18 protein-coding genes and 1 pseudogene are annotated in these 23,150 nt (G+C 63.6%); 9 read left to right on the top strand and 10 right to left on the bottom strand.

Translation table 11 applies throughout. From position 1 onward, the window contains the following. Positions 1-2: 2 nt before the first annotated feature. From BUE39_RS20295 to BUE39_RS20320, 6 genes are all read right to left on the bottom strand, one after another. Complete coding sequence (locus BUE39_RS20295) at positions 3-785, bottom strand: amino acid ABC transporter substrate-binding protein (protein ID WP_073430522.1); 783 nt, start codon at positions 783-785, stop codon at positions 3-5. A gap of 347 nt (positions 786-1,132) precedes the next feature. Further along, positions 1,133-2,584: a dihydropyrimidinase gene (gene hydA / locus BUE39_RS20300; RefSeq protein WP_073430523.1), complete on the bottom strand. Its 1,452-nt coding sequence runs from the start codon at positions 2,582-2,584 to the stop codon at positions 1,133-1,135. A gap of 58 nt (positions 2,585-2,642) precedes the next feature. Continuing rightward, a complete protein-coding gene (locus tag BUE39_RS20305) occupies positions 2,643-4,154 on the bottom strand; it encodes an NCS1 family nucleobase:cation symporter-1 (RefSeq protein ID WP_073430524.1) in 1,512 nt (503 codons plus the stop codon). A 110-nt stretch (positions 4,155-4,264) separates the two neighbouring features. Beyond that, entirely contained in the window at positions 4,265-5,599 is a 1,335-nt protein-coding gene (gene preA / locus BUE39_RS20310) for an NAD-dependent dihydropyrimidine dehydrogenase subunit PreA (RefSeq protein WP_073430525.1), read from the bottom strand. Between the two features lie 60 nt (positions 5,600-5,659). Then, positions 5,660-7,015, bottom strand: a complete 1,356-nt coding sequence (locus BUE39_RS20315) for an NAD(P)-dependent oxidoreductase (protein WP_073430526.1) — start codon at positions 7,013-7,015, stop codon at positions 5,660-5,662. Positions 7,016-7,153: 138 nt separating this feature from the next. Continuing rightward, positions 7,154-8,440, bottom strand: a complete 1,287-nt coding sequence (locus BUE39_RS20320; protein ID WP_073430527.1) for a Zn-dependent hydrolase — start codon at positions 8,438-8,440, stop codon at positions 7,154-7,156. Positions 8,441-8,742: 302 nt separating this feature from the next. Here BUE39_RS20320 and BUE39_RS20325 point away from each other — a divergent pair, with 302 nt between their 5' ends. Then, positions 8,743-9,483 (top strand): TetR/AcrR family transcriptional regulator, encoded by a 741-nt coding sequence (locus BUE39_RS20325; RefSeq protein ID WP_073430528.1) that lies wholly within the window; start codon positions 8,743-8,745, stop codon positions 9,481-9,483. A gap of 69 nt (positions 9,484-9,552) precedes the next feature. Continuing rightward, complete coding sequence (locus tag BUE39_RS20330; protein ID WP_143031958.1) at positions 9,553-9,717, top strand: type II toxin-antitoxin system Phd/YefM family antitoxin; 165 nt, start codon at positions 9,553-9,555, stop codon at positions 9,715-9,717. 113 nt (positions 9,718-9,830) lie between these two features. Here BUE39_RS20330 and boxA read toward each other — a convergent pair whose 3' ends face one another. From boxA to BUE39_RS20350, 4 genes are all read right to left on the bottom strand, one after another. Beyond that, the gene (gene boxA, locus BUE39_RS20335; protein ID WP_073430529.1) at positions 9,831-11,057 is read right to left on the bottom strand and encodes a benzoyl-CoA 2,3-epoxidase subunit BoxA; all 1,227 of its coding nucleotides are present in this window, start codon (positions 11,055-11,057) and stop codon (positions 9,831-9,833) included. 60 nt (positions 11,058-11,117) lie between these two features. Next, positions 11,118-12,545, bottom strand: coding sequence for a benzoyl-CoA 2,3-epoxidase subunit BoxB (gene boxB / locus BUE39_RS20340; RefSeq protein ID WP_073430530.1), 1,428 nt, complete (start codon positions 12,543-12,545; stop codon positions 11,118-11,120). Between the two features lie 108 nt (positions 12,546-12,653). Beyond that, complete coding sequence (gene boxC / locus BUE39_RS20345) at positions 12,654-14,327, bottom strand: 2,3-epoxybenzoyl-CoA dihydrolase (RefSeq protein WP_073430531.1); 1,674 nt, start codon at positions 14,325-14,327, stop codon at positions 12,654-12,656. Positions 14,328-14,441: 114 nt separating this feature from the next. Next, positions 14,442-15,434, bottom strand: coding sequence for a helix-turn-helix transcriptional regulator (locus tag BUE39_RS20350; protein ID WP_073430532.1), 993 nt, complete (start codon positions 15,432-15,434; stop codon positions 14,442-14,444). A gap of 185 nt (positions 15,435-15,619) precedes the next feature. Between BUE39_RS20350 and BUE39_RS20355 the strand changes: the two genes are divergently transcribed. The 7 genes and pseudogenes from BUE39_RS20355 (at position 15,620) to BUE39_RS20385 (ending at position 23,035) form a co-directional block, all read left to right on the top strand. Continuing rightward, entirely contained in the window at positions 15,620-16,099 is a 480-nt protein-coding gene (locus BUE39_RS20355) for a DUF4863 family protein (RefSeq protein WP_073430533.1), read from the top strand. Positions 16,100-16,114: 15 nt separating this feature from the next. Further along, a pseudogene (locus BUE39_RS20360) lies at positions 16,115-16,435 on the top strand (3,4-dehydroadipyl-CoA semialdehyde dehydrogenase); the annotation flags it as partial. Positions 16,436-16,649: 214 nt separating this feature from the next. After that, complete coding sequence (locus BUE39_RS20365; protein WP_073430534.1) at positions 16,650-18,242, top strand: benzoate-CoA ligase family protein; 1,593 nt, start codon at positions 16,650-16,652, stop codon at positions 18,240-18,242. 8 nt (positions 18,243-18,250) lie between these two features. Next, positions 18,251-19,084 (top strand): alpha/beta fold hydrolase, encoded by an 834-nt coding sequence (locus BUE39_RS20370; RefSeq protein ID WP_073430535.1) that lies wholly within the window; start codon positions 18,251-18,253, stop codon positions 19,082-19,084. A gap of 374 nt (positions 19,085-19,458) precedes the next feature. Continuing rightward, positions 19,459-20,337, top strand: coding sequence for a prohibitin family protein (locus tag BUE39_RS20375; RefSeq protein ID WP_084561449.1), 879 nt, complete (start codon positions 19,459-19,461; stop codon positions 20,335-20,337). A 176-nt stretch (positions 20,338-20,513) separates the two neighbouring features. Next, a complete protein-coding gene (locus BUE39_RS20380) occupies positions 20,514-20,843 on the top strand; it encodes a hypothetical protein (protein WP_073430536.1) in 330 nt (109 codons plus the stop codon). Positions 20,844-20,923: 80 nt separating this feature from the next. Then, positions 20,924-23,035 carry a phosphocholine-specific phospholipase C gene (locus tag BUE39_RS20385; protein WP_073430537.1) on the top strand — a complete coding sequence of 704 codons (2,112 nt, stop codon included), beginning with the start codon at positions 20,924-20,926 and terminating at the stop codon, positions 23,033-23,035. Positions 23,036-23,150: the final 115 nt, after the last annotated feature.

Consider the following 23,150-nt stretch of genomic DNA (forward strand, 5'->3'; position numbering starts at 1 on the left):
GTTTATTGGGAGACGTCCTTGCCGAAATACTTCTGCGAGAGTTTCGCGTAGGTGCCGTCTTTCTTGATCTCGGCGAGCGCCTTGTTGATCGCCGCCTGCAACTCCGGGTTGCCCTTGCGGATCAGCACCGCGGATTTGTCGCTGCTATCCGGCGAGGTATCGAGCGCGGCGATCTTCACCTTCGCATCCGGCTTGTGCTTCTTGAAGTCGAGGAACGACAGCGAATCGTTGACGGTCGCATCCACGCGGCCCGAGGTCAGCAGGTCGATCGATTCGTTGAAGCCCTGCACGGGAATCACTTCCGCGCCATGCGCCGCCGCGATCTTGCCGAAGTTGCTGGTCAGCGTGTTGGCGGATTTCTTGCCTTTGAGGTCGTCGAAATTCTTGATCGCGCTGTTGTCGGAACGCACGATCAGCGCCGCGTGCGACGTGATGTACGGGTCGGAGAAATCGTATTTGGCCTTGCGCGCCTCGGTGACGGCCACTTCGTTGATCACGGCGTCGTAGCGGTTCACATCGAGGCCGGCGATCAGGCCGTCCCATTTGCCTTCGACGAATTGCGGCTTGACGCCGAGGCGCTGCGCGATCGCCGTGCCGATCTCCACGTCGAAGCCGGTCAGGTTGCCCGATTCGTCGTGATACGTGAACGGCGCATAGGTGCCTTCAGTGCCGATCTTGAACACGCCGGCGGATTTGATCCGCGCGAGTTCATCGGCGGCGAACGCGGAGCTCACGGCCACCGCTTGAAACAGCGCGATCAGCAGGATGGAACGAATCGACTTCATCAGTTGGCTCCGTAAAGTTTGCTACGTCGGTTGCATGGTCTTGTTCGACAGATCCCCGCCTGGGTCGCGCCGGGCGGAGTGGGCGGACTGTAGCAAACGGTCCGCCTTTTTACAAAGGATCAGGTTTGCGATCAATATGCGCACACGTGCTAAGCGGACAGCGGCGGCCTCCGGTGCGACATGGAATTCCACTCTACAGCAGATAGGGCGGACGCGGCATGCATCGCAACATGGAACGCATGCCGCGCGCCATCGGGGAAAACGCGGGCGAGGTGCTGCCGCGGCGAACGCGCGGCATTGAGAAACGGGCGGCGCCGAAGGCCGCCCGTCGTGCGATGGGCAAGGATCTAGCGCTCCACGCGATGCGGTTCCTTCAACTTGTTGGCCACGCGGATCGCCTCGAAATACGCCGGGTTCGGCGGACGCTTCAGGTAGCGCCCCGCGCCGCGCACCGCGCGCAGTTCGCCGTCGGTCCACGCGAGCGCGCCGCGCGTGAGCGTATGCATCGCCACGCCCTGCACCGTCATGCCTTCGAATACGTTGAAGTCGACGTTCTGATGATGCGTCTTGACCGAGATCGTCTTGCTCGCATTCGGGTCCCACACCACGAGGTCGGCGTCCGCGCCGACCTGCACGGCGCCCTTGCGCGGATACAGGTTGAAAATCTGCGCGGCGTTCGTCGACGTGATGCGCACGAATTCATTCGGCGTGAGACGTCCTGAATTCACACCGTGATGCCACAGCACGGCCATGCGATCCTCCACGCCGCCGCAACCGTTCGGGATCTTCGTGAAGTCCTCGCGGCCCATTGCCTTCTGCGACGCGCAGAACACGCAGTGATCGGTCGCCGTGGTATGCAACTGGCCGGCTTGCAGACCGCGCCACAATGCCTCGCGATGCTCGGCCGAGCGGAACGGCGGGCTCATCACGTGCGCGGCGGCGCGGGTCCAGTCGGGATCGCGATACACGGCCTCGTCGATCACCAGGTGGCCCGGCAGCACTTCGCCGAACACGCGCAGGCCCTCGCTGCGCGCGCGGGCAATCGCATCGACCGCGTCTTTCGCGGACACGTGCACGATATACACCGGCACGCCCAGCACTTGCGCGATGCGGATCGCGCGATTGGCCGCCTCGCCCTCCACCTCGGGCGGCCGCGACAAGGGATGCGCCTCCGGTCCCGTCAAGCCTTTCGCCAGCAACTGACGCTGCAACTGAAACACCAGTTCACCGTTTTCCGCATGCACGGTAGGCAGCGCGCCGAGTTCGAGCGAACGCGAGAAGCTGTTCACCAGCACTTCGTCGTCGGCCATGATCGCGTTCTTGTAGGCCATGAAATGCTTGAAGCTCGACACGCCATGGTCATGCACCAGCGTGCCCATGTCGCGATGCACCGACTCGTCCCACCACGTCACCGCGACGTGAAATCCGTAGTCCGCCGAGGCTTTTTCGGCCCAGCCGCGCCACGCGTTGAACGCATCCATCAACGGTTGCTTCGGGCTCGGAATCACGAAGTCGATGATGCTCGTCGTGCCGCCCGACAAACCCGCGGCCGTGCCGGTGTAGAAATCGTCGCTCGCCGTCGTGCCCATGAACGGCAGTTCCATATGCGTGTGCGGATCGATGCCGCCGGGCATCACGTATTGCCCGCCGGCATCGACGATCGTCGCGCCCGCCGGCGCCTCCAGGTCCGCGCCGATTTGCAGGATCGTGCCGCCGTCCTGCGGGTCCGCGCACAACACGTCCGCGCGATACGTGTTCTGCGCGTCGATGATGGTCCCGCCGCGAATCAGGGTCGTCATGTTGCCGCCTCCTCATTGCTGGTTTCATGCCGCGTACTTCGTTCGAGCGCGCGGCTGTTCATGCGCTCGCCACGCGCGCGCTGGTTCCCTTGCTCAGCTTCATCCACGCGCTGTACACGATCGACGCCAGCGCGAGTCCCACAAACCATGCATACGTGTAGAGCGTATTGAAGATCGCCGGCACGTTCGGAAACGCCGCGGGAAACGCGGTGTGCAGGAAGCCCGGCAAATTCGGCAGCACGCCGATGACCAATGCGACCACCGCACCGATATTCCAGCCGCCCGTATAGCTGTACTCGCCATGCTCGTCGAACAGTTCTCGCGGGTCCAGCCGCGTGCCGCGAATCAGGAAGTAGTCGACCATCAGAATGCCCGCCACCGGACCGAGCAACGCCGAATAGCCGACCAGCCACGTGAAGATATAGCCTTGGGTGGTGGCGAGAATCTTCCACGGCATCATCACGATCGCGATGGTCGCGGTAATCATGCCGCCGACGCGATACGAAATACCCTTGGGCCACAGGCTCGAAAAATCATAAGCCGGACCGACGAGATTCGCCGCGAGATTGCAGCACATCGTGTCGAGCGTCAGGATGATCAGCGCGAGGCCGACGCCGATGCCGGTCATGCGGCTCGTCAGATCGATCGGATCCCAGATCGCCTTGCCGTAGATCACCACGGTCGCCGACGTCACCACCACCGAAATCACGGAGAGCAAGGCCATCGGCACGGGCAAGCCGATCGACTGGCCGATGATCTGGTCGCGCTGCGTTTTGGCGAAGCGCGTGAAGTCGGGAATATTCAGCGCGAGCGTGGCCCAGAAGCCCACCATCGCAGTCAGGCCCGGCCAGAACGTCGCCCAGAACAAGCCCTCTTTCTTGCCGCCCGGCACGAACTGCGACGGCGCGGACAACATCGAACCGAGCCCGCCCGCCTTCGAGGTCGCCCACCACACGAGCGCGATGCACATCACGATCTTGATCGGCGCGGACCAGCTTTCGAGCCAGCGGATCGAATCGGTGCCATGCACGATGAAGTAGATTTGCAGCGCCCAGAACACCAGAAAGCACGCGAGTTGCGCCGCCGAGATGTCGAGAAACGGCAATGCCGCGCCGTGCAGCGCGTTGCCGGTGAGAATGTTCAGCAGCGTATAGATCGCGCTGCCGCCGAGCCACGTCTGAATCCCATACCAGCCGCACGCGACGATCGCCCGCAGCATCGCCGGCAATTTCGCGCCCTGCGTGCCGAACGACGAGCGCACCAGCACCGCGTACGGAATGCCGTGCTTCGCGCCCGCGTGACCGATCAGCAGCATCGGCACCAGCACGATCAGATTGCCGAGCAGCACGGTCAACACCGCCTGCCAGGGCGACATGCCCTCTTCCGTCAAGCCGGCGGCGAGCATGTACGACGCGATGTTCATCACCATGCCGACCCACAGCGCGGCGAAGTGATACCACCTCCACGTGCGTTGCGCGACGCCGGTGGGCGCCAGGTCGTCGTTGTAAAGACTGCTGCCCTGCGCGCCGGCCGCGAACTGCGGATCGACGGGATGCGCTGTCTGCTTCATCGAAAGATCTCCACTGGATCGTTGGGGCCCGCGCGGCTTCTCGTGGCGCGTCGGGTCTTTGGGGACACTCAGGTTCAGTACAGGCGCTTCCTCGATGGGGACTGCGTGTTTCAAGCCGCCTTGGCCGCATGAGCCTGCGCGTGTTCGGCGGTTTCAGCCGCGCTCGATGTGTCGCTCTCTTGCGCCGTCGCCCTCGTGGGATTGTTCGGATGCGTGGTCCAGTTCGCGTACTCGCCGTTGTCCACGCGTTCCATCGTGATGCACTGCTCCACCGGGCATACGTGCATGCACAGATTGCAGCCGACGCACTCGGAGTCCATCACTTCAAAATGCCGGACGCCATCTTTTTCTTTCATGATCGCCTGGTGCGCGGTGTCCTCGCAGGCGATATGGCACAGCCCGCACTGAATGCACTTGTCCTGATCGATGCGCGCCTTGATGTCGTATTTGAGGTTCAGGTATTTCCAGTCGGTGACGTTCGGCACCGCGCGGCCGCGAATCTCGTCGAGCGTCGCGTAGCCTTTTTCGTCCATCCAGTTCGAAAGGCCATCGGCCAGATCGGAGACGATGCGAAACCCGTAGTGCATCGCCGCCGTGCAGACCTGCACGCTTCCCGCGCCCAGCACGATGAATTCCGCGGCGTCGCGCCACGTCGAAATGCCGCCGATGCCGGAGATCGGCAGATTCGGCGTTTCCACGTCGCGGGCGATTTCCGCGACCATGTTCAGTGCGATCGGCTTCACCGCCGGGCCGCAGTAGCCGCCGTGCGTGCCTTTGCCATCGACCATCGGCAACGGCGACATCGCGTCCAGATCGACCGCGACGATCGAGTTGATCGTATTGATCAGCGAGACGCCGTCGGCGCCGCCTTGATACGCCGCGCGCGAACCGAGCCGAATGTCGCTGATATTCGGCGTGAGCTTCACGAGGCACGGCAGCTTCGTGCCTTCCTTGACCCAGCGCGTGACCATCTCGATGTACTCGGGCACCTGGCCCACCGCCGCGCCCATGCCGCGTTCGCTCATGCCATGCGGACAACCGAAATTCAATTCCACCGCGTCGGCGCCGGTGTCCTCGACGAGCGGCAGGATCCATTTCCAGTCGCGTTCGTTGCACGGCACCATCAGCGAGACGATCATCGCGCGCTCGGGCCAGTCGCGCTTGACTTGCGCGATCTCGCGCAGATTGACGTCGAGCGGACGGTCCGTGATCAGTTCGATGTTGTTCAGGCCCGCGATGCGCTGGCCGTTCCATTGCACCGCGCCGTAGCGCGAGCTGACGTTCACGACGTGCGGGTCGAGGCCGAGCGTCTTCCACACCACGCCGCCCCAGCCCGCTTCGAACGCGCGGTTCACGTTATAGGCTTTGTCGGTCGGCGGCGCGGAAGCGAGCCAGAAAGGATTCGGCGAGGTGATGCCGGCAATCGTACAGCGCAGATCGGCCATGTTCGGCTCCTTGGGGACTGCTGTTTTTGTCTGGTGTGATGCGTGGCTTCGCGGCCGCCGCTAGGCGGCCTTGATCGCCATGCGGGCGAACTGCGCATCGATCGCCGCGGCGGCGAGCTTGCCGTCCTGCACCGCCTGCACCGTGAGATCCACGCCGCCGGTCGCCGCGCAATCGCCGCCCGCCCAGACGCCTGCAAGCGAGGTCTGCCCGTTCGCATCGACGGCGATGCGGCTGCCGTCGAGCGTCAGCAATTCCCGTTCGATACCCACGGCAACCAGCGTTTGACCGATCGCCTTGAGCACCATGTCGGCCTCGACCACGAAGCGCTCCTGCGCCTGATTGCCTTCGTCCGCTGTACGTTCGAATTCGACACCGGTGACGACGCCGCCCTCGCCGATCAACCGCACCGGCCTCGCATGCGTGACGAGCGTGACGCCGTTGGTCTGCGCGAACTCGCGCTCGGCCCACGTCGCGCTCATCGCTTCCACGCCGCGCCGGTACGCCATCGTCACGGCGGTCGCGCCGAGCTTGCGGCTCTGCACGGCGGCGTCCACCGCCGTATTGCCGCCGCCGATCACGACCACGCGGCGGCCTACCGGCACCGTGCCGAGGTCGCTCGCGTCGCGCACCTGTTCGATGAAATCCACCGCGTTCATCACGCCGCTCAGGTCTTCGCCTTCCATCGCCAGCGCGCGCACGCCGGTCAGGCCGATCGCGAGAAACACGGCGTCATGGTTCTTGCGCAGCGTGTCGAGCGTGACGTCACGCCCGAGCGCCACGCCGTATTCGATCTCGATGCCGCCGACCGAACACAGCCACGCCACTTCCCGCTGTGCGAAATCGTCGACGGTTTTGTAAGCGGCAATGCCGTATTCGTTGAGGCCGCCCGCTTTCTCGCGGGCGTCGAAGAGGGTGACGCGATGCCCCGCGAGCGCGAGCCGATGCGCGCACGCGAGCCCCGCCGGTCCCGCGCCGACCACCGCGACGTGCCGCCCTGTTTCCGCCGCGCGCTTGAACAGCACCTCGCCGCGCGCCATCGCCCAATCGGTCGCATGGCGTTGCAGCGCGCCGATCGCCACCGGCTTCGCGTCCTGGTGGTTACGCACGCAAGCCCCCTCGCAAAGAATCTCGGTCGGGCAGACGCGCGCGCACATGCCGCCCATCGGATTGGCCGACAGGATATCGACGGCGGCGCCCTTCAGATTGCCGTTGCCGATCTTGCGGATGAAGCCGGGAATGTCGATCCGTGTCGGGCACGCATTCACGCATGGCGCGTCGTAGCAGTAGTGGCAGCGGCTCGCCGCCGCGGCCGCGGCGCTTGCGTCGAGCAAGGGCGCGATGTCGGAGAACTCGCACGCCAACTGCTCGGGCGACAGGCGCTGCGCGGCAATGTCGCCGGTTTGCTTGATGGCCATACACGTTCCTTCTTCGTTGTGAGGACGTAGCCGTACCTGCCGGCTGCGTTTCAGGCGAAGCCGGGACGGCGTGTTTCATGGGCACTACGGTGAAGCGAGTGATGCAACCGAATCACGCAACCGCTGCCGCAAAAAGCGTTATGAAACCGGCTCGCACGCCCGTTCGAGCATCGCGTGCAACAACACGTTGGCGCCCGCCTCGATCCATTCGAAGGTGGCGTCCTCGATTTCGTTATGGCTGATCCCGTCGACGCAAGGCACGAACACCATCGAAGTGGGCGCGACTTGCGACAGATAACAGGCGTCGTGCCCCGCGCCGGACACCATGTTGCGATGCGGATAGCCGAAACGTTCGGCCGCGGCGCGCACGGATTTCACGCAGGCTTCGTCGAACGCGACCGGCGCGTAGTAAAAGATCTGTTCCAGTTCGGTTTCGAGACCGATGCCGCTCGCGATCTTCGCCACGCCTTCACGCAGCGCGGCATCCATCTTCGCGAGCACCGCATCGTCGGGATGACGAAAGTCGACGGTGAAAAACACGCGGCCGGGAATCACGTTGCGCGAGTTCGGATGGACTTGCATCATGCCGACCGTCGCGCAGCCGAACGGCGCGTTATCGAGTCCGATGCGATTGACCAGATCGACCACGCGCGCGGCGCCGAGCAATGCGTCGCGACGGCGCGGCATCGGCGTCGGACCCGCATGCGCCTCCTGTCCCGTCAACGTGATCTCGTACCAGCGCTGACCTTGCGCGTCCGTCACCACGCCGATGGTTTTCTGCTCGGCTTCGAGAATCGGCCCCTGTTCGATATGCAGTTCAAAAGCCGCATGCAACGCGCGCCCGCCGCACGGAACATCGCCCGCATAGCCGATGCGTTGCAGTTCCTCGCCGATGGTCTTGCCGTCCACGTCCTTGCGCGAGAGGCCATACTCCAACGTGAACACGCCGGCGAACACGCCCGACGCGACCATCGCCGGCGCGAAGCGCGAGCCTTCCTCGTTGGTCCAGATCACTACTTCGACGGGGTGCTCGGTCTCGATGCCGTGATCGTTCAGGCTGCGAATCACTTCGAGACCGCCGAGCACGCCATAGATGCCGTCGAAGCGGCCGCCGGTCGGCTGCGAGTCCGCGTGCGAGCCGGTCATCACCGGCAGCGCATCCGGGTTGCGCCCGGCGCGGCGCATGAACACATTGCCCATCTGATCGACACTGACCGTGCAGCCCGCTTCCTTCGCCCAGCCGACGATCAGATCGCGCCCCTGCTTGTCGAGGTCAGTGAGCGCGAGACGGCAAACGCCGCCCTTGGGCGTCGCGCCGATCTTCGCCATCGTCATCAGGCTGTCCCACAGCCGATGGCCGTCGACCTTGATCGACGTAGCGGGTTCTCGGTGGGCCTTCTTCAGCGCTTCGGATACCGCGTTCATTCGTCTCGCTCCTTTCGGTGAACCGACATGAAACTGGTGCATTGACGGCGAATTCTGGGGCGTGGCCGCACGGCGGCGGTGCACATTCGATCGCTTCGCTCGCCCCTTAGGGAAAGGGCAAACCCTGGGGCATCGCCCGCTCCCTCAATCCTGTCCAGTTGGACAGGTTGTAGACGATTAAGACCGCCAAATCAATGCCTTTCGTGCGGTGACAAACAGAGCGAGAAGCGTGCCATTGCATCGCAGCACGCGCTCGATGCGCGTGGCGAATCCGCATGTCCACGCGCCGCCAAACGACTAGAATGAAGCGCGACGCGGCACACATGCCGCTGCGGGTGAACATGAGAGACGACCACGTGGCTGCCGACATCACCGAAAACGAAGAAACGCGCGCACCTTTGCGGCGGCGCAAGGCGCACATTCGCGAGTCGAATGAAGCGCATCTTCTGGCGTGCGCCGAGGCGGTTTTCGCCGAGCGCGGGCTGGAGGGCGCCAGCACCGCGATGATCGCCGAACGTGCGGGTTTACCAAAAGCCAACTTGCATTACTACTTCCCGACCAAGCTCGCGTTGTACCGGCGCGTGCTGGAAGACCTGTTCGAGGATTGGTATCGCGCGGCGGATACGTTCGAATGCAGCGACGATCCGGTCGAGGCGATCGGCGGCTATGTACGCGCGAAAATGGAACTGTCGCGGCGCCGGCCGCTCGGCTCGAAGGTGTGGGCGAGCGAGATCATTCACGGCGCCGAGCACATGGACGACATACTCACGCAACGCGTGAAGCCGTGGCTCGACAGCCGTGTGAAAGTGATCGACGACTGGATCGCGCGCGGCCTGCTCGCGCCGGTGAATGCGCAAACGCTGATGTACATGATCTGGGCGACCACGCAGCATTACGCCGACTTCGACGCGCAGATTCGCGCGCTCAGGGGCAAGCGCGCGTTGACGCAAAAAGCGTTCGAGGCGACGACGGAAGAAGTGGTGCAGTTGGTGATTCGGGCGTGCGGGGCGGTGTCGCCTGGGCAGGCTGGAGGCTCGCGTTAGAACAGGTAGTGGAAATCGCCGAATTTCATTTAGGATGATGCCTTCGGGCAGATGGCTATGGAAAAAGTCATGCAAGACAAGCGGGTATCCAAGTCCGAGTTCAAAGCCAAGGCGCTGGAATTTTTTCGGCAAATCGAATCTTCCGGCGAAAGCATGATCGTCACGGATCACGGCAAACCAGCGCTGGAAGTACGGCCCTACCACGGTGCAGAGCGCCTCAGTTGTGCGTTATGACGAGTCAGCTTCGCCTATCGAAGAAGACGACTGGGAGACCGCACAGTGACCATCTGGTAAAAAACGCAGGGCTCGCAAGCGCGCGAGCCGCTTCGCGTGGAAACGTAAGCCGCTCAATACGTCTCCAGATGCAACCGCCCTTCCCGCTTCAACTTCGCCCACAGCGCGTCCCAATCCATCCGATGCTGCTCGCCGATTTCCCTGAGCGCCTGCAGCACGCCCTCTTCCATGCCCTTCAACCCGCACACGTAGATATGCGTGTTGTCGTCCTTGAGCAGCTGCGCGACATCGACCGCGCGCTCGCGCATCGCGTCCTGCACGTAGCGCTTCGCCTGCCCCGGCGTGCGTGAAAACGCCAGATTCGTATCGATGAAATCCTTCGGCAGATTCGTGAGCGGCCCAAAATACGGCAACTCTTCTTTCGTGCGCGCGCCGAAGAACAGCATCAGCTTGCCGGTCGCGCCTTTCAGCCGGCGACGCCGACGATACTCGGTCATCGCGCGCATTGGCGCCGAACCGGTGCCCGTGCAAATCATCAGCAGATGCGAGTTCGGATGGTTCGGCATCAGGAACGTACCGCCGAACGGGCCGATCACGTTGACCACGTCGCCCTTCTTCAGATCGCACAGATAGTTCGAGCACACGCCGTCGATCGCATCGCCGTGCTGTTGCGACACACGTTTTACCGTCAGCGACACGTTGTTATAGCCGGGCCGTTCGCCGTCGCGCGGACTCGCGATCGAATACTGGCGCGCGTGATGCGTTCGGCCATCGGCGCTCGCGCCCGGCGGCAGAATGCCGATCGATTGGCCTTCCAGCACCGGAAACGGCATCGAACCGAAATCGAGCACGATGTGATGAATGTCGCTATCGGTCGAAGCGTCCGTGAGCCGGTAGTTGCCGACCACCGTCGCGGTGGTCGGCGCCTTGTGCGTGTAGAGATTCACGTAAGGCTTCGCCGCCGACCACGGCGGCACCACCGAGCCGCGCACGGTGTCCACTTCGACGCCGCTCGCGTCCGCCGCCGGATCCCCCGGCGCTTCATCGGCGGCGGGAACCGCCATCGTGTTCTGTTCCGGCAAGACGTCCCACGTGAACTGCTCGTCGACCGGATAGGCATCGGCCTTCGATACCGTGCGCCAGTTATCGATCGCGCCGGTCGGACACGGCGGCACGCATGCCATGCAGCCATTGCACACATCGGCCTTCACGACATAGTTGTTGTCATCGTGCGTGATCGCATCGACCGGGCAAGTCTCTTCGCAGGTATTGCAGCGAATGCAGATTTCCGGATCGATCAGATGCTGCCTGAGAACCTCGATCGACACTGGGCCGTTCATCACTACCTCCACCTCTATTGCGGCGCATGCGTGCCACGCGCATCCCGGCTTCTCGTGCGTTCAGTTAAAGCGCACGTATTCGAAATCGACCGGCTGGCGATTGACGCCCATCGCCGGCGGCGCAATCCAGTTCGCGAACTTGCCGGGTTCCGTGACGCACCCCATCAGCGACGCGACATACGCGCGGTCTTCCGGCGTGGCGAGCCACTTCGCCTCGTTGGCGGCCCATTCGGTTTCGCTCACCACGCGGCCATCGGGCGACACGCGCGTGCCCGCAAACGTGCCGATCTGGCGATTGAACGCCTTATGCGGCACCGTCATGCGGAAATCGATGCCGGCCTTGTCGAGCACCTTGTTCCAGCGCCCCACGCCCGCCATCGAGTCCTTGATGTAATCGTCGCGCAGCACTTCGTTCATGGCGTTGAGCATCGGCACTTCGCGCTCGACCAGCTTGCCGTCCTGCACGTCGAGCAGCTTGTAGCGCTGCCCGCTCAACTGATGATCGTCGTCGCGCTTGTTCTCTTCATAGCGTCCCTTCAAACCCGAGCTATAGAACGTAGCCGCATTCGATGAATGATCGGCGCCGAACAGGTCGATCGTCACCGAGTAATGGAAGTTCAGATAGCGCTGGATAGTCGGCAGATCGATCACGCCGGCCGCGCGAAGTTTCGTGACGTCGTCGGTGCCCAGTTCGTTCATCACTTGCGCGGTGCGCTGGATCACGCGCGACACACCCGATTCGCCGACGAACATGTGATGCGCTTCCTCGGTCAGCATGAACCTGGTGGTGCGCGCGAGCGGATCGAAACCCGACTCGGCGAGCGCGGACAACTGGAACTTGCCGTCGCGATCGGTGAAATACGTGAACATGTAGAACGCGAGCCAGTCCGGCGTTTTCTCATTGAATGCGCCGAGAATGCGCGGATTGTCGTCGTCGCCCGAGCGGCGGCCGAGCAATGCCTCGGCTTCCTCGCGGCCGTCACGGCCGAAATAACGATGCAGCAGATACACCATCGCCCACAAATGGCGGCCTTCCTCCACGTTCACCTGGAACAGATTGCGCAAGTCGTACAGGGAAGGCGCCGTCAAACCGAGATGACGTTGCTGCTCGACCGAAGCCGGCTCCGTATCGCCCTGCGTCACGATGATGCGGCGCAGATTCGCGCGATGCTCGCCGGGCACGTCCTCCCACGCCGCCTCGCCCTTGTGCTCGCCGAAGTGAATCTTGCGGTCCTGCTCGCCGGGCGTCAGAAAAATGCCCCAACGGTAGTCCGGCATTTTCACGTGATCGAAATGCGCCCAGCCGCCCGCATCCACGCTCACCGCCGTGCGCAGATACACGTCGTAACCCTGCGAGCCTTCCGGGCCCATATCGCCCCACCACGACAGAAAGTTCGGCTGCCATTGTTCGAGCGCGCGTTGCAGCGTGCGGTCGTCGGCGAGGTTGACGTTGTTCGGAATCTTTTCGCTGTAGTTGATCGTCGACATGGTCGGTTCCTTGAGCGGATGCAGTGCCGCGCGTATCCGGCGGGCCGCGTTGCGTTAAATCGCGTTAATGGCGTGGATGCTTTTCAGGCGCGCGCATTCACACGCGCATCACACGCGCGAAGCATCGAACTGCGCCTTGCTGCCCTTGCCGTACACCTTGAGCGCGCCTTTCTCGCCCACTGCGTTCGGCCGGTTGAAGATCCAGTTCTGCCATGCGGTGAGACGGCCGAAGATGCGCGTCTCCATCGTCTCGGGCCCGTTGAAGCGCAAGTTCGCTTCGAGGCCGGTGAGCGCATCGGGCGACATCGCGGCGCGTTCTTCGAGCGCGATGCGGATTTCGTCGGCCCAGTCGATATCGTCGGGAGAGGCGGTGACGAGTCCGAGGCGCTCGGCGTCGACCGGTTTGATCGGCTGGCCGATTTTCGAGCGCACGGCGTCGAGCGGTTCGGCTTCTTCATAGAACCGGCGAGCAAGCCGCGACTGATGCGTCACCATCGGATAAAGCCCGAAGTTGACCTCCGAAAGCGTGATGGCCGGCTCCTCGTCCTCATTGCTCGGCAGCGCGGCCATATACGCGCGGTCGGCGGCGAACGCGAGTTCCGCGAAGGTGCCGGCAAAGCACGAGCCCGGTTCGATCAGCGCGAACAGCGAGCGCGACGAGACGTCGATGCGCGCGAGCGTGCGGCGCAGCAGGCCGATCGTTTCGCGCACGAACCAGTGATCGCGGTGCTGCATCAGCGTGGCGTCCGCGGCGAGCAGGTTGCGCGCGTCGCCTTCGGTCTTGAACACCCAGGTGCCGACTCCGAGCTCATTGGTACGCATCGAGAGAATCGCGTCGTCGAGCTCGCGCGCGAATTGCAGCGGCCACCAGTGCGCGCCGGCTGCAACGATGGCGTCGATCTGCGTGGGTTGCTCGGTTGGCGGCGCTTTCGCCGTGAACGTCGCGATGCGCCTGGCGCGCTCGATCGTGACGTCGAGCGTCTGGTACGTCAGGCCGTCTTCGCGGTCGGCGCGTTCGACGCGCGTGAGCATCACGCCGCCCGGCGCATCCCCGGGACGATCGCTTTTTGCCGCGAGTTCAAGCGCGCGCGCCTGGATGGCCTGATCGAACTGATTCGGCTTCACGACTTCATCCACGAGACGCCAGGCTTTCGCGCGCTCGCCGCGAATGCCTTCCACCACCGTGCAGAAGATATCCGCGCGATCGTGGCGCACCTTGCGTTTGTCGGTCACGCGCGTGAGGCCCCCGGTGCCGGGCAACACGCCGAGCAACGGCACTTCCGGCAGCGACACCGACGACGAGCGGTCATCCACCAGATAGATTTCGTCGCAAGCCAGCGCGAGTTCGTAACCGCCGCCGGCGCATGCGCCGTTCACCGCCGCGAGAAACTTCAAGCCCGAGTAACGCGACGAATCCTCGAGACCGTTGCGCGTCTCGTTGGTGAACTTGCAGAAGTTGACCTTCCACGCATGGGAGGACAAACCCAGCATGAAGATGTTGGCGCCCGAGCAGAACACGCGGTCTTTCAGGCTGGTGAGCACCACCGTTTTGACTTCGGGATGCTCGAAGCGGATGCGTTGTATCGCGTCGTGCAGTTCGATATCGACGCCGAGGTCGTATGAGTTCAGCTTCAGCTTGTAGCCGTCGCGGATGCCACCGTCCTCGGCGATATCGATGCCGAGCGTCGCGACCGGACCGTTGAAGCTCAGCTTCCAATGCTTGTACTGCGAGGGATCGGTGCGGTAGTCGACCGGCGCGACCGCGGTTTCTGCTGTGGACATGGGCGTCTCCTGACTTGGACGATGCAACCTGTTTTTGAACAATAGTGCATCGTCATACCCATGTAAAGCACTTTACTTCATGTTTATTGGTAAACCCTAGCGCCGCAATGCATGTCAAATCGCGCGCGCGTCGTCCGGCGATTCCGCCGCAAGCCTTGCGGCAAGCCGGTCGCGTAGCTGCAAATAGGCGTCCGCCAAGGTTTTCTCGCTGGTGTCGAAGCTCATGTCGGCGCGGCCGTACAGCTCGCCGCGACCCGCCAGAATGCGCTTCAGGTCGTCCATCGCTTCGCGGTTGCCCGACATCGGCCGCAGGTCGCCTTGCGCGACCACGCGGCGCATGTGCTCTTCCGGCGCGGCTTGCAGCCACACGGTGAAGCAATGCGACAGCAGCGTATTGAACGTGCCCGACTCCGACACCAGGCCGCCCGGCGACGCGATCACCGCGCGCTCGTGCTCCTGAATCACCGCCTCGAGCGCGCGGTGCTCGTAGCGCCGGTAAGCGCTCGCGCCGTACAGCGAATGAATCTCCGAGGGCGGGCAGCCGGCAAGCTGCTCGATCACGCGCGTCAACTCGACGAACGGCACCTTGCGCTCCTGCGCGAGCATGCGCCCGAGCGTCGATTTGCCCGCGCCGCGCAGCCCGATCAACGCGATCCGGTCCTTGCGATGCGGGTCGCGCGGGGCCTGCGCGAACATCTCGGCGAGCGCCACGCGAGCGCGCTGCAAAGCCGCCTGATCCCGGCCGTGCAGCAGTTCGCGGATCAGCAGCCATTCGGCGGACGCCGTGGTTTCGTCGCCGATCACCTCCGCGAGCGGACAGTTCAAGGTCGTCGCGATCTGCCGCAACACCAGCACCGACGCGTTGCCCACGCCCGATTCCAGATTCGCCAGATGACGCTCCGACAAGCCGGTTTCGGTCGCCAGCGTCTTGCGGGTCATGCCGCGGCGCGCGCGCAAGAGGCGCACGCGCTCGCCCATCGCCGTGAGGAAGGGATCGCGTTCCTCGCGCTCGCCGCCGCGCTCGGTCGCGCTGTCGGGCCGGCCCGCGCGGCCTGCGTCGTCATTGGCGGCGTCGTCCGACGGCGCTGGAGTGTTATTTTGGTTCATGTTTTACTGCCTCACGACTGCAATGTATGTACTATAGTGCTTGACACGGCCTAGGCGAACGGTTAATTTTCGCCAAATATTGATGCAATCACAAACGCCGTCGAGATATTTCGGCCGCGTCACGGAGACGGCTCGACCACACGCATGAACTAACGTGCGTGCGCGGGTCGATATGGAGGGCTCGCATGTCCCCACATGAATTCCAGCGCCTGATCGCGGGCGTGACCGGGCAACTCGCCGGCCGAGCGCTCGACGGCGAACTCGCCGCGTGGTTGAACGCCACCTGGCCCGCGGATAGCGAAACGTTCCGCGCGCTCGCCGACGCATGCCGCACCGGCGTGGCCGAAGGCTGGCTGTGCAGTCGCGAGGGCGGCGGCATTCGCTACGGGCGCATCTTCAAGGCGCTGCCCGACACTCACGGCTTTTCCGTCGACGTGGTGGAGATGAAGGACATTGCCGGTCCGCATCACGTTCATCCTCACGGCGAGATCGACCTGATCATGCCGCTCACCGAAGGCGCCACCTTCGACGGTCATCCGGCCGGCTGGTGCGTGTACGGTCCCGGCAGCGCGCATCGTCCGACCGTGGCGAACGGTCAGGCGCTGGCGCTGTATCTGCTGCCGCAAGGCGCGATCGAATTCACCACGCCCCCCGCTTCCGCCTGACGCACCGAGACAGCCATGACCGAACTTTTGAAGAACTACGTGGATGGCCAATGGGTCGCGGGCAGCGGCGACGGCGTGACCCTGACCGATCCGGTAACAGGCGAGGCGCTGGTGCGCGTGTCGAGCGAGAGCCTCGACCTGGCGCGTGCCTTCGGCTTTGCCCGCGAACAGGCAGGCGCCGCGTTGCGCGCGTTGACCTATGCGCAGCGCACCGCGCGCCTCGCCGAAATCGTCAAGCTGCCGCAAGCCAGGCGCGACGACGACTACGCGATCGCCATCGCGAACTCGGGCACCACGCGCAACGATTCGGCGGTCGATATCGCGCTCGGCTTCTATCACCGGCGCTCGGCGGTTCAGGCATCGAGCGCGGCAATCGACGCGCTGACGCGAACAACCCACTTGCCCGCGGCATAGCGGAAGCCACCTGCGGAAGTACACGCGCAAGCCGCACGCGGAGCGCACGAGACGTACACAAGCAGCAAGCAGCAAGCATCGAGCGGATCAAGAGCAGATAACAGCCGGACCGCCCCTCACCCGTTGGAGGAGACATATGGAAGCCCTGCTGGAACCGGCTGCGAGTCAGCCCGCCGTGACGGTCGAGCCGCCGCCCGCGCTGTTCAATTTCGCGGCTTATCTGTTTCAACTGAACCAGGCGCGCGCCGCCAAAACCGCTTATGTCGACGACACCGGCGCGACCACCTACGGCGAACTGGAGAACCGCGCGCGGCGCTTCGCGAGCGTATTGCGCACGCTCGGCGTGCATCCCGAGGAACGCGTGCTGCTGGTGATGCTCGACACAGTCGAATTGCCGATCGCGTTTCTCGGCGCGCTCCTCGCGGGCGTCGTGCCGGTGGTCGCGAATACGCTGCTCACCGCGCCCGATTACGTGTACATGCTCACGCATAGCCACGCGCGCGCCGTGATCGCATCGGGCGCGTTGCTGGCGAACGTCACGCAGGCGATGGAAGCCACCGAGCACGACGGCTGTCAGTTGATCGTCTCGCAGCCGCGCGAAGGCAACATGCTCGCGACGCCGCTACTCAAGGATCTGCTCGACGCCGCGACGCCGGCAGGCAAATCCGCCGCCACCGGTTGCGACGACATCGCGTTCTGGCTGTACTCGTCCGGCTCGACCGGCAAGCCGAAGGGCACCGTCCACACGCATGCGAATCTCTACTGGACCGCCGAACTGTATGCGAAGCCGATCCTCGGCATTGTGGAGGGCGACGTGGTGTTCTCGGCGGCGAAGCTGTTCTTCGCCTATGGGCTCGGCAATGCGCTGACGTTCCCGCTGTCGGTCGGCGCGACCGCGGTGCTGATGGCGGAGCGCCCCACCGCCGACGCGATCTTCAAGCGTCTCGTGCAGCATCGCCCCACCATCTTTTACGGCGTGCCGACGCTCTACGCGAGCATGCTGGTCTCGCCCAATCTGCCCGCGCGCGCCGATGTCGCGATGCGCGTGTGCGCGTCGGCGGGCGAGGCCTTGCCGCGCGAAATCGGCGAGCGCTTCACCGCGCACTTCGGCTGCGAGATACTCGACGGCATCGGCTCGACGGAAATGCTGCATATCTTCTTGTCGAATCGCGCGGGCTCGGTCGAATACGGCACCACGGGCCGTCCCGTGCCGGGCTATGAAGTCGCGTTGCGCGACGAGTTGGGTCAGCCGGTGCCCGACGGCGAAATCGGCGATCTGTTTATCAAGGGGCCGAGCGCGGCGCTGATGTACTGGAGCAATCGCGAGAAGTCGCGCGCCACGTTTCTCGGCGAATGGATTCGCAGCGGCGACAAGTACTGCCGTCTGCCGAACGGCTGCTATGTGTACGCGGGGCGCAGCGACGACATGCTGAAAGTGAGCGGCCAGTACGTCTCGCCCGTCGAAGTGGAGATGGTGCTCGTGCAGCATGACGCGGTGCTGGAAGCGGCGGTGGTCGGCTTGGATCACGGCGGGCTCGTCAAGACGCGCGCGTTCGTCGTGTTGAAGCGTGAGTTCGCCGCCTCTGAGATACTCGCGGATGAACTGAAAGCCTTCGTCAAGGGACGGCTCGCGCCGCATAAGTACCCGCGCGATATCGTGTTCCTCGACGATTTGCCGAAGACCGCCACCGGCAAGATTCAACGCTTCAAACTGCGCGAACAGTCATGAGGTAATCCATGCAGAACCCCGCCGCCGCAAGCGCCGCCAGCGATTTCGCCGACCTGCCCGCGACGGCGTCGCATGGGCCGTTGCGCATCGAATATCGCTGGGTGAACGAGGCTGCGGGCGATGCGCCGCTCGCCGTGTTCCTGCACGAGGGACTCGGCTCGCTCGCCATGTGGCGCGACTGGCCGCAATCCCTATGCGAGCAACTCGGCATGCGCGGGCTCGTCTATTCACGGCCCGGTTACGGACGCTCCACGCCGCGCGCGTATGACGTGAAATGGCCGGTCGATTTCATGACCGCCCAGGCGCGCGACATTCTGCCCGCCTTGCTCGACGCACTGAATATCGACATGCGTCAGCGCCAACGCATGTGGCTCGTCGGCCATAGCGACGGCGGCTCGATCGCGCTGCTGTACGCGGCGCTCTACCCCGGGGCGTTGGCCGGCGCGGTGGCGATCGCGCCGCACGTATTCGTCGAAGACATTTCGGTGCAAAGCATCGCGCAGACCAAACAGCTTTACGAAACCACCGACCTGCGCGGCAAACTCAGCCGCTATCACGCCGACGTCGATTCGGCGTTTTATGGCTGGAACGACATCTGGCTGAATCCGGCCTTCAGGCAGTGGACCACTGCCGAGGAACTGCCTGCGATCCGCGAGCCGCTGCTCGCGGTGCAAGGTCACGACGACCATTACGGCACGATGGCGCAGATCGAGACGATCGCGCAGCGCGTGCCGCATGCGCGGCTCGTGAAGCTCGACGCTTGCGGACATTCGCCGCATCGCGATGCGCCGCGGGCGTTGAACGAGGCCATTGCCGCGTTCATTGTTCAACAGCGCCAGTAGAACTTCGGCGTTGGGGCATCACATAACTGCGCGATGCCGGCGCGGTTTCCTCATGCGGTTCAAATAAACAACGGCGAGACAACGGCGCAACGTTAAAAACCGCGCCACGCGCATTCGCGTTTCAATTTTCCGCTCTAAAAGATACCGTTGCGCAAGCGTTCAATATGCTTGTAGACTTCGCGATCATTCGTCGGCGCCTTTAATCGCCGGCGACATTAAAAACACAAATTTGCTTAACGATTTCACACTGCTTCAATGCAAAGGAACACGTTTCCCCGTTTGCTGTTGCAGATTTTCATAAGGCCGGCTGCGCAATGCGGATAATTCAGCCCGCCATTTTCTGTTTGTATGACTTCACCTGATAGAACATCGACATGGGCCAAATCATCTTTATTCTTTTTCTTGCCGTCATTATCGGCGCGGCAGCCGTATTCGCATCGAAATCGCTGCGCAAGGATCATCAGCCGCAAATGCGCTATGGCGTAATCATCTTCGTTCTCGTCGTCGCCGTTGGCGCGCTGTTCTCGAGCTTCGTGCAGGTTTCGCAATCGCACATCGGCGTGGTGACGACCTTCGGACATATCGAGGCGGAAACGCTGCCCGAAGGCCCGCACCTGGTGAGCCCGGTATCGCGCCTGCACGAAGTTTTCATCGGGCTCGACGTCGCCAAGGTGGAAGGCGCGCAGGCGGCGTCCAAGGATCTGCAGTCGGTGCACACCGATCTGACGATGAACTACCGCGTCGATCCGAACAAGGTTCGTGCGCTGTATGCCATGGCGCCGTCGCTCCAGTATGAAGCCTCGTATGTGCAGCCAGCCATGTTCGAGGTGTTCAAGGCGGTTGCGGCGCGCTACACCGCGGAAGAACTGGTGACCAGGCGCCAGCAGGTCTCCACCGACATCATGAGCGGACTGATTACGAAACTGAAAGGCTATGGCTTCCTGATCCAGGATATCAACATCACCAATTTCAAGTTCAGCGCGGCGTTCGACCAGGCCATTGAAGCCAAGGTCACCGCGAGCCAGCGCGCCGAGCAGGCGGAGCGCGAACTCGCGCGCGTGAAGTTCGAAGCCGATCAGCAGATCGCCAAGGCGCGCGGCGAGGCCGAATCGATCGCGATTCAGGCGCAAGCGGTCAAGACCAACGGCGGCAAGGAGTATCTGCAACTGCAGGCGATCAACCGCTGGGACGGCAAGCTGCCGACGTACCTGGGCGCGGGCGCGCCGCTGCCGTTCCTGAATCTCGACAAGTAAGCACCGCTTTTGCCATGCCGTTGCCGCTGCCCTTTCGTAGTGCAGCGGCATGCCGACAATAAAAACCCCTCACTACCTCTTCACAAAACTTACACAGGTAAGCGATTATGCTTCTGCATCGCTGACCTGGGCACACGGATGCCCTCGCACCCCTTCCCCGTGCCGGAGTCGTTGCCATGTCCGTTGTGCCGAAGCCATCCCTTGCTGTTTATCGCAAACGTTTGGCGGGCGTGCTGGTCACCGCGTCCTTGTGCGCGCTGATCGGCGCATGCGGCGACGAGGGTCGCGACCCGAGCCAGGCCGGCGCTGCCCGACGTTCAGACAACGCTTCGGCAGATAACAGCAACACCCCGGCGGTCCTCTCAGCCGATCCGTCATCCGCATCACCCGCACCCGCAGCAGTCACGATTCAAAGCCCAGCACTGCCCGCATCAAGCGCCGACCCGGCACTGTCCGCCGCCGCGTCGACGCCGCTCGCCCCACCCGTCATTCATACCGTTGATTGAGTTCCGCGTCCACGCAATGCGCGGGTTGATGCTCGCGCGTCGCGTGGTTCGTTCCTCTACCGAGATCGAAGGCCAAAACCATGACATCAAAAAATCGCCGTGATTTTCTGCGCTCCGCCGCGCATGCCGCCGGGTCCGTGACCGCGTTGAGCATGTTGCCGCTGGGTATTCGCAACGCCCTCGCCATTCCGGCGAACAACGCAACGGGCACCATCCGCGACGTCGAGCACATCGTCGTGCTGATGCAGGAAAACCGCTCGTTCGACCACTACTTCGGCACGCTCAAGGGCGTGCGCGGTTTCGGCGACACGCGCGCGATCAATCTGCCCAACGGCAAACCGGTGTGGTATCAGCCGCTCGCCGCGGATGCCGGCTACGTGCTGCCGTTTCGTCCCACCGCGTCCAACCTCGGCATGCAGTTCCTGCAGGATCTCCCGCACGACTGGAACAGCTCGCAGGCGGCATGGAACGGCGGCCGCTACGATCAGTGGGTGCCCGCGAAGAGCGCCACGACGATGGCCTACCTCACGCGCGAGGACATTCCGTTTCACTACCAGCTCGCCGACGCCTTCACGATCTGCGACGCGTATCACTGCTCGCTGATGGGCCCGACCGATCCGAACCGCTACTACATGTGGAGCGGCTGGGTGGGCAACGACGGCAGCGGCGGCGGTCCGGTGATCGACAATTCCGAGCTCGGCTATGGCTGGTCCACCTACCCGGAAGTGCTGCAAAACGCGGGCATCTCGTGGAAGATCTATCAGGACGTGGGCGTGGGACTCGACGCGAAGGGCTCATGGGGCTGGACCGAGAATCCGTACATCGGCAATTACGGCGACAACTCGCTGCTGTATTTCAACCAGTACCGCAACGCGCAGCCGGGCAACCCGCTGTACGACAACGCGCGCACCGGCACCAACGCGACGAAGGGCGACGGCTATTTCGACATTCTGAAGCGCGACGTGCAGAACAACACGCTGCCGCAAGTCTCGTGGATCACCGCGCCCGAGGCGTATTCCGAGCATCCGAACTGGCCCGCCAATTACGGCGCGTGGTACATCGATCAGGTCTTGCAGATTCTCACGTCGAACCCCGAGGTGTGGAGCAAGACGGTCCTGCTGATCAATTACGACGAGAACGACGGCTTCTTCGATCACATCTCGCCGCCGTTCGCGCCCGCTTCGAGCGCGAATGGCTTGTCCACCGTCGACACGGTCAACGAAATCTATCCCGGCGATGCGAAAAGACCCGCCGGTCCCTACGGACTGGGCGCGCGCGTGCCGATGCTGGTGGTCTCGCCGTGGTCGAAAGGCGGCTATGTGTGCTCGGAACTGTTCGACCATACGTCGGTGATCCGCTTCATCGAACAGCGCTTCGGCGCGCAGAACAATCTGGGCGAAGCGAACATCTCGCCGTGGCGCCGCGCGGTATGCGGCGACCTGACGTCGGCCTTCAACTTCAGCAACCCCAACGATGCGTTCCCGAAGCTGCCGAGCACGAGCGGCTATGTGCCGCCCGATCAGAATCGCCACCCGGACTACGTGCCGCTGCCGCCGGCCGTGCAGGCGGTGCCGAAGCAGGAGCCCGGCGTGCGGCCGGCTCGCGCGCTGCCATATGAACTCTTCGTGCGCGTTCACGGCGAAGGTTCGCTCAATAAGCTCGTGATGCGTTTCGTCAACACGGGCAGCACCGGCGCGGTATTTCTGGTCTACACCGCGAACGGTCTCGCCGCGCCGCGCACCTATACGGTGGAAGCGGGCAAGCGCTTGCAGGACGAGTTGCCGTTGAATGCCGACGGCACGTACGACTTCACCGTGCACGGCCCGAACGGTTATCTGCGGCGCTTTGCGGGCCGGCCGGTCGCCCGTAGCTGGTGGGACGGATCGGGCATCGCGCGTCCTGAAGTCGAGGAAGGCTACGACGTCGCGAACGGCAATCTGCAGTTGCGGCTCATCAATGTGGGCAGCGAGCGTTGCCGCTTCCATATCGTCAACGCCTATGACCCGAAACACGAAATCAAGCATTGGGTGCGCGGCGGCGATACGGACCAGATCTACCTCGACCTGCGCAACGCCTACGGCTGGTACGACCTGGCGATCACGGTGGAGAAGGATGCGCTGTTCGCGCGGCGTTTTGCCGGCCACGTGGAAACCGGCAAGAGCAGCATGAGCGATCCTGCGCTGGGCGGTTGACGCTCGCTTAGCATTCGGTCGAAGCAGTCAGACGTCCGCGGGAAAGATAGCGGCCGCTGCGAATCGAGCAGCGGCCGCTTTTTCATTCGTCTTCGCAAGCGCGCCGCGAGGGGCT

Origin of the sequence: Paraburkholderia terricola (genome assembly GCF_900142195.1) — a bacterium.
In the GTDB taxonomy this organism is placed as follows: Bacteria; Pseudomonadota; Gammaproteobacteria; order Burkholderiales; family Burkholderiaceae; genus Paraburkholderia; species Paraburkholderia terricola.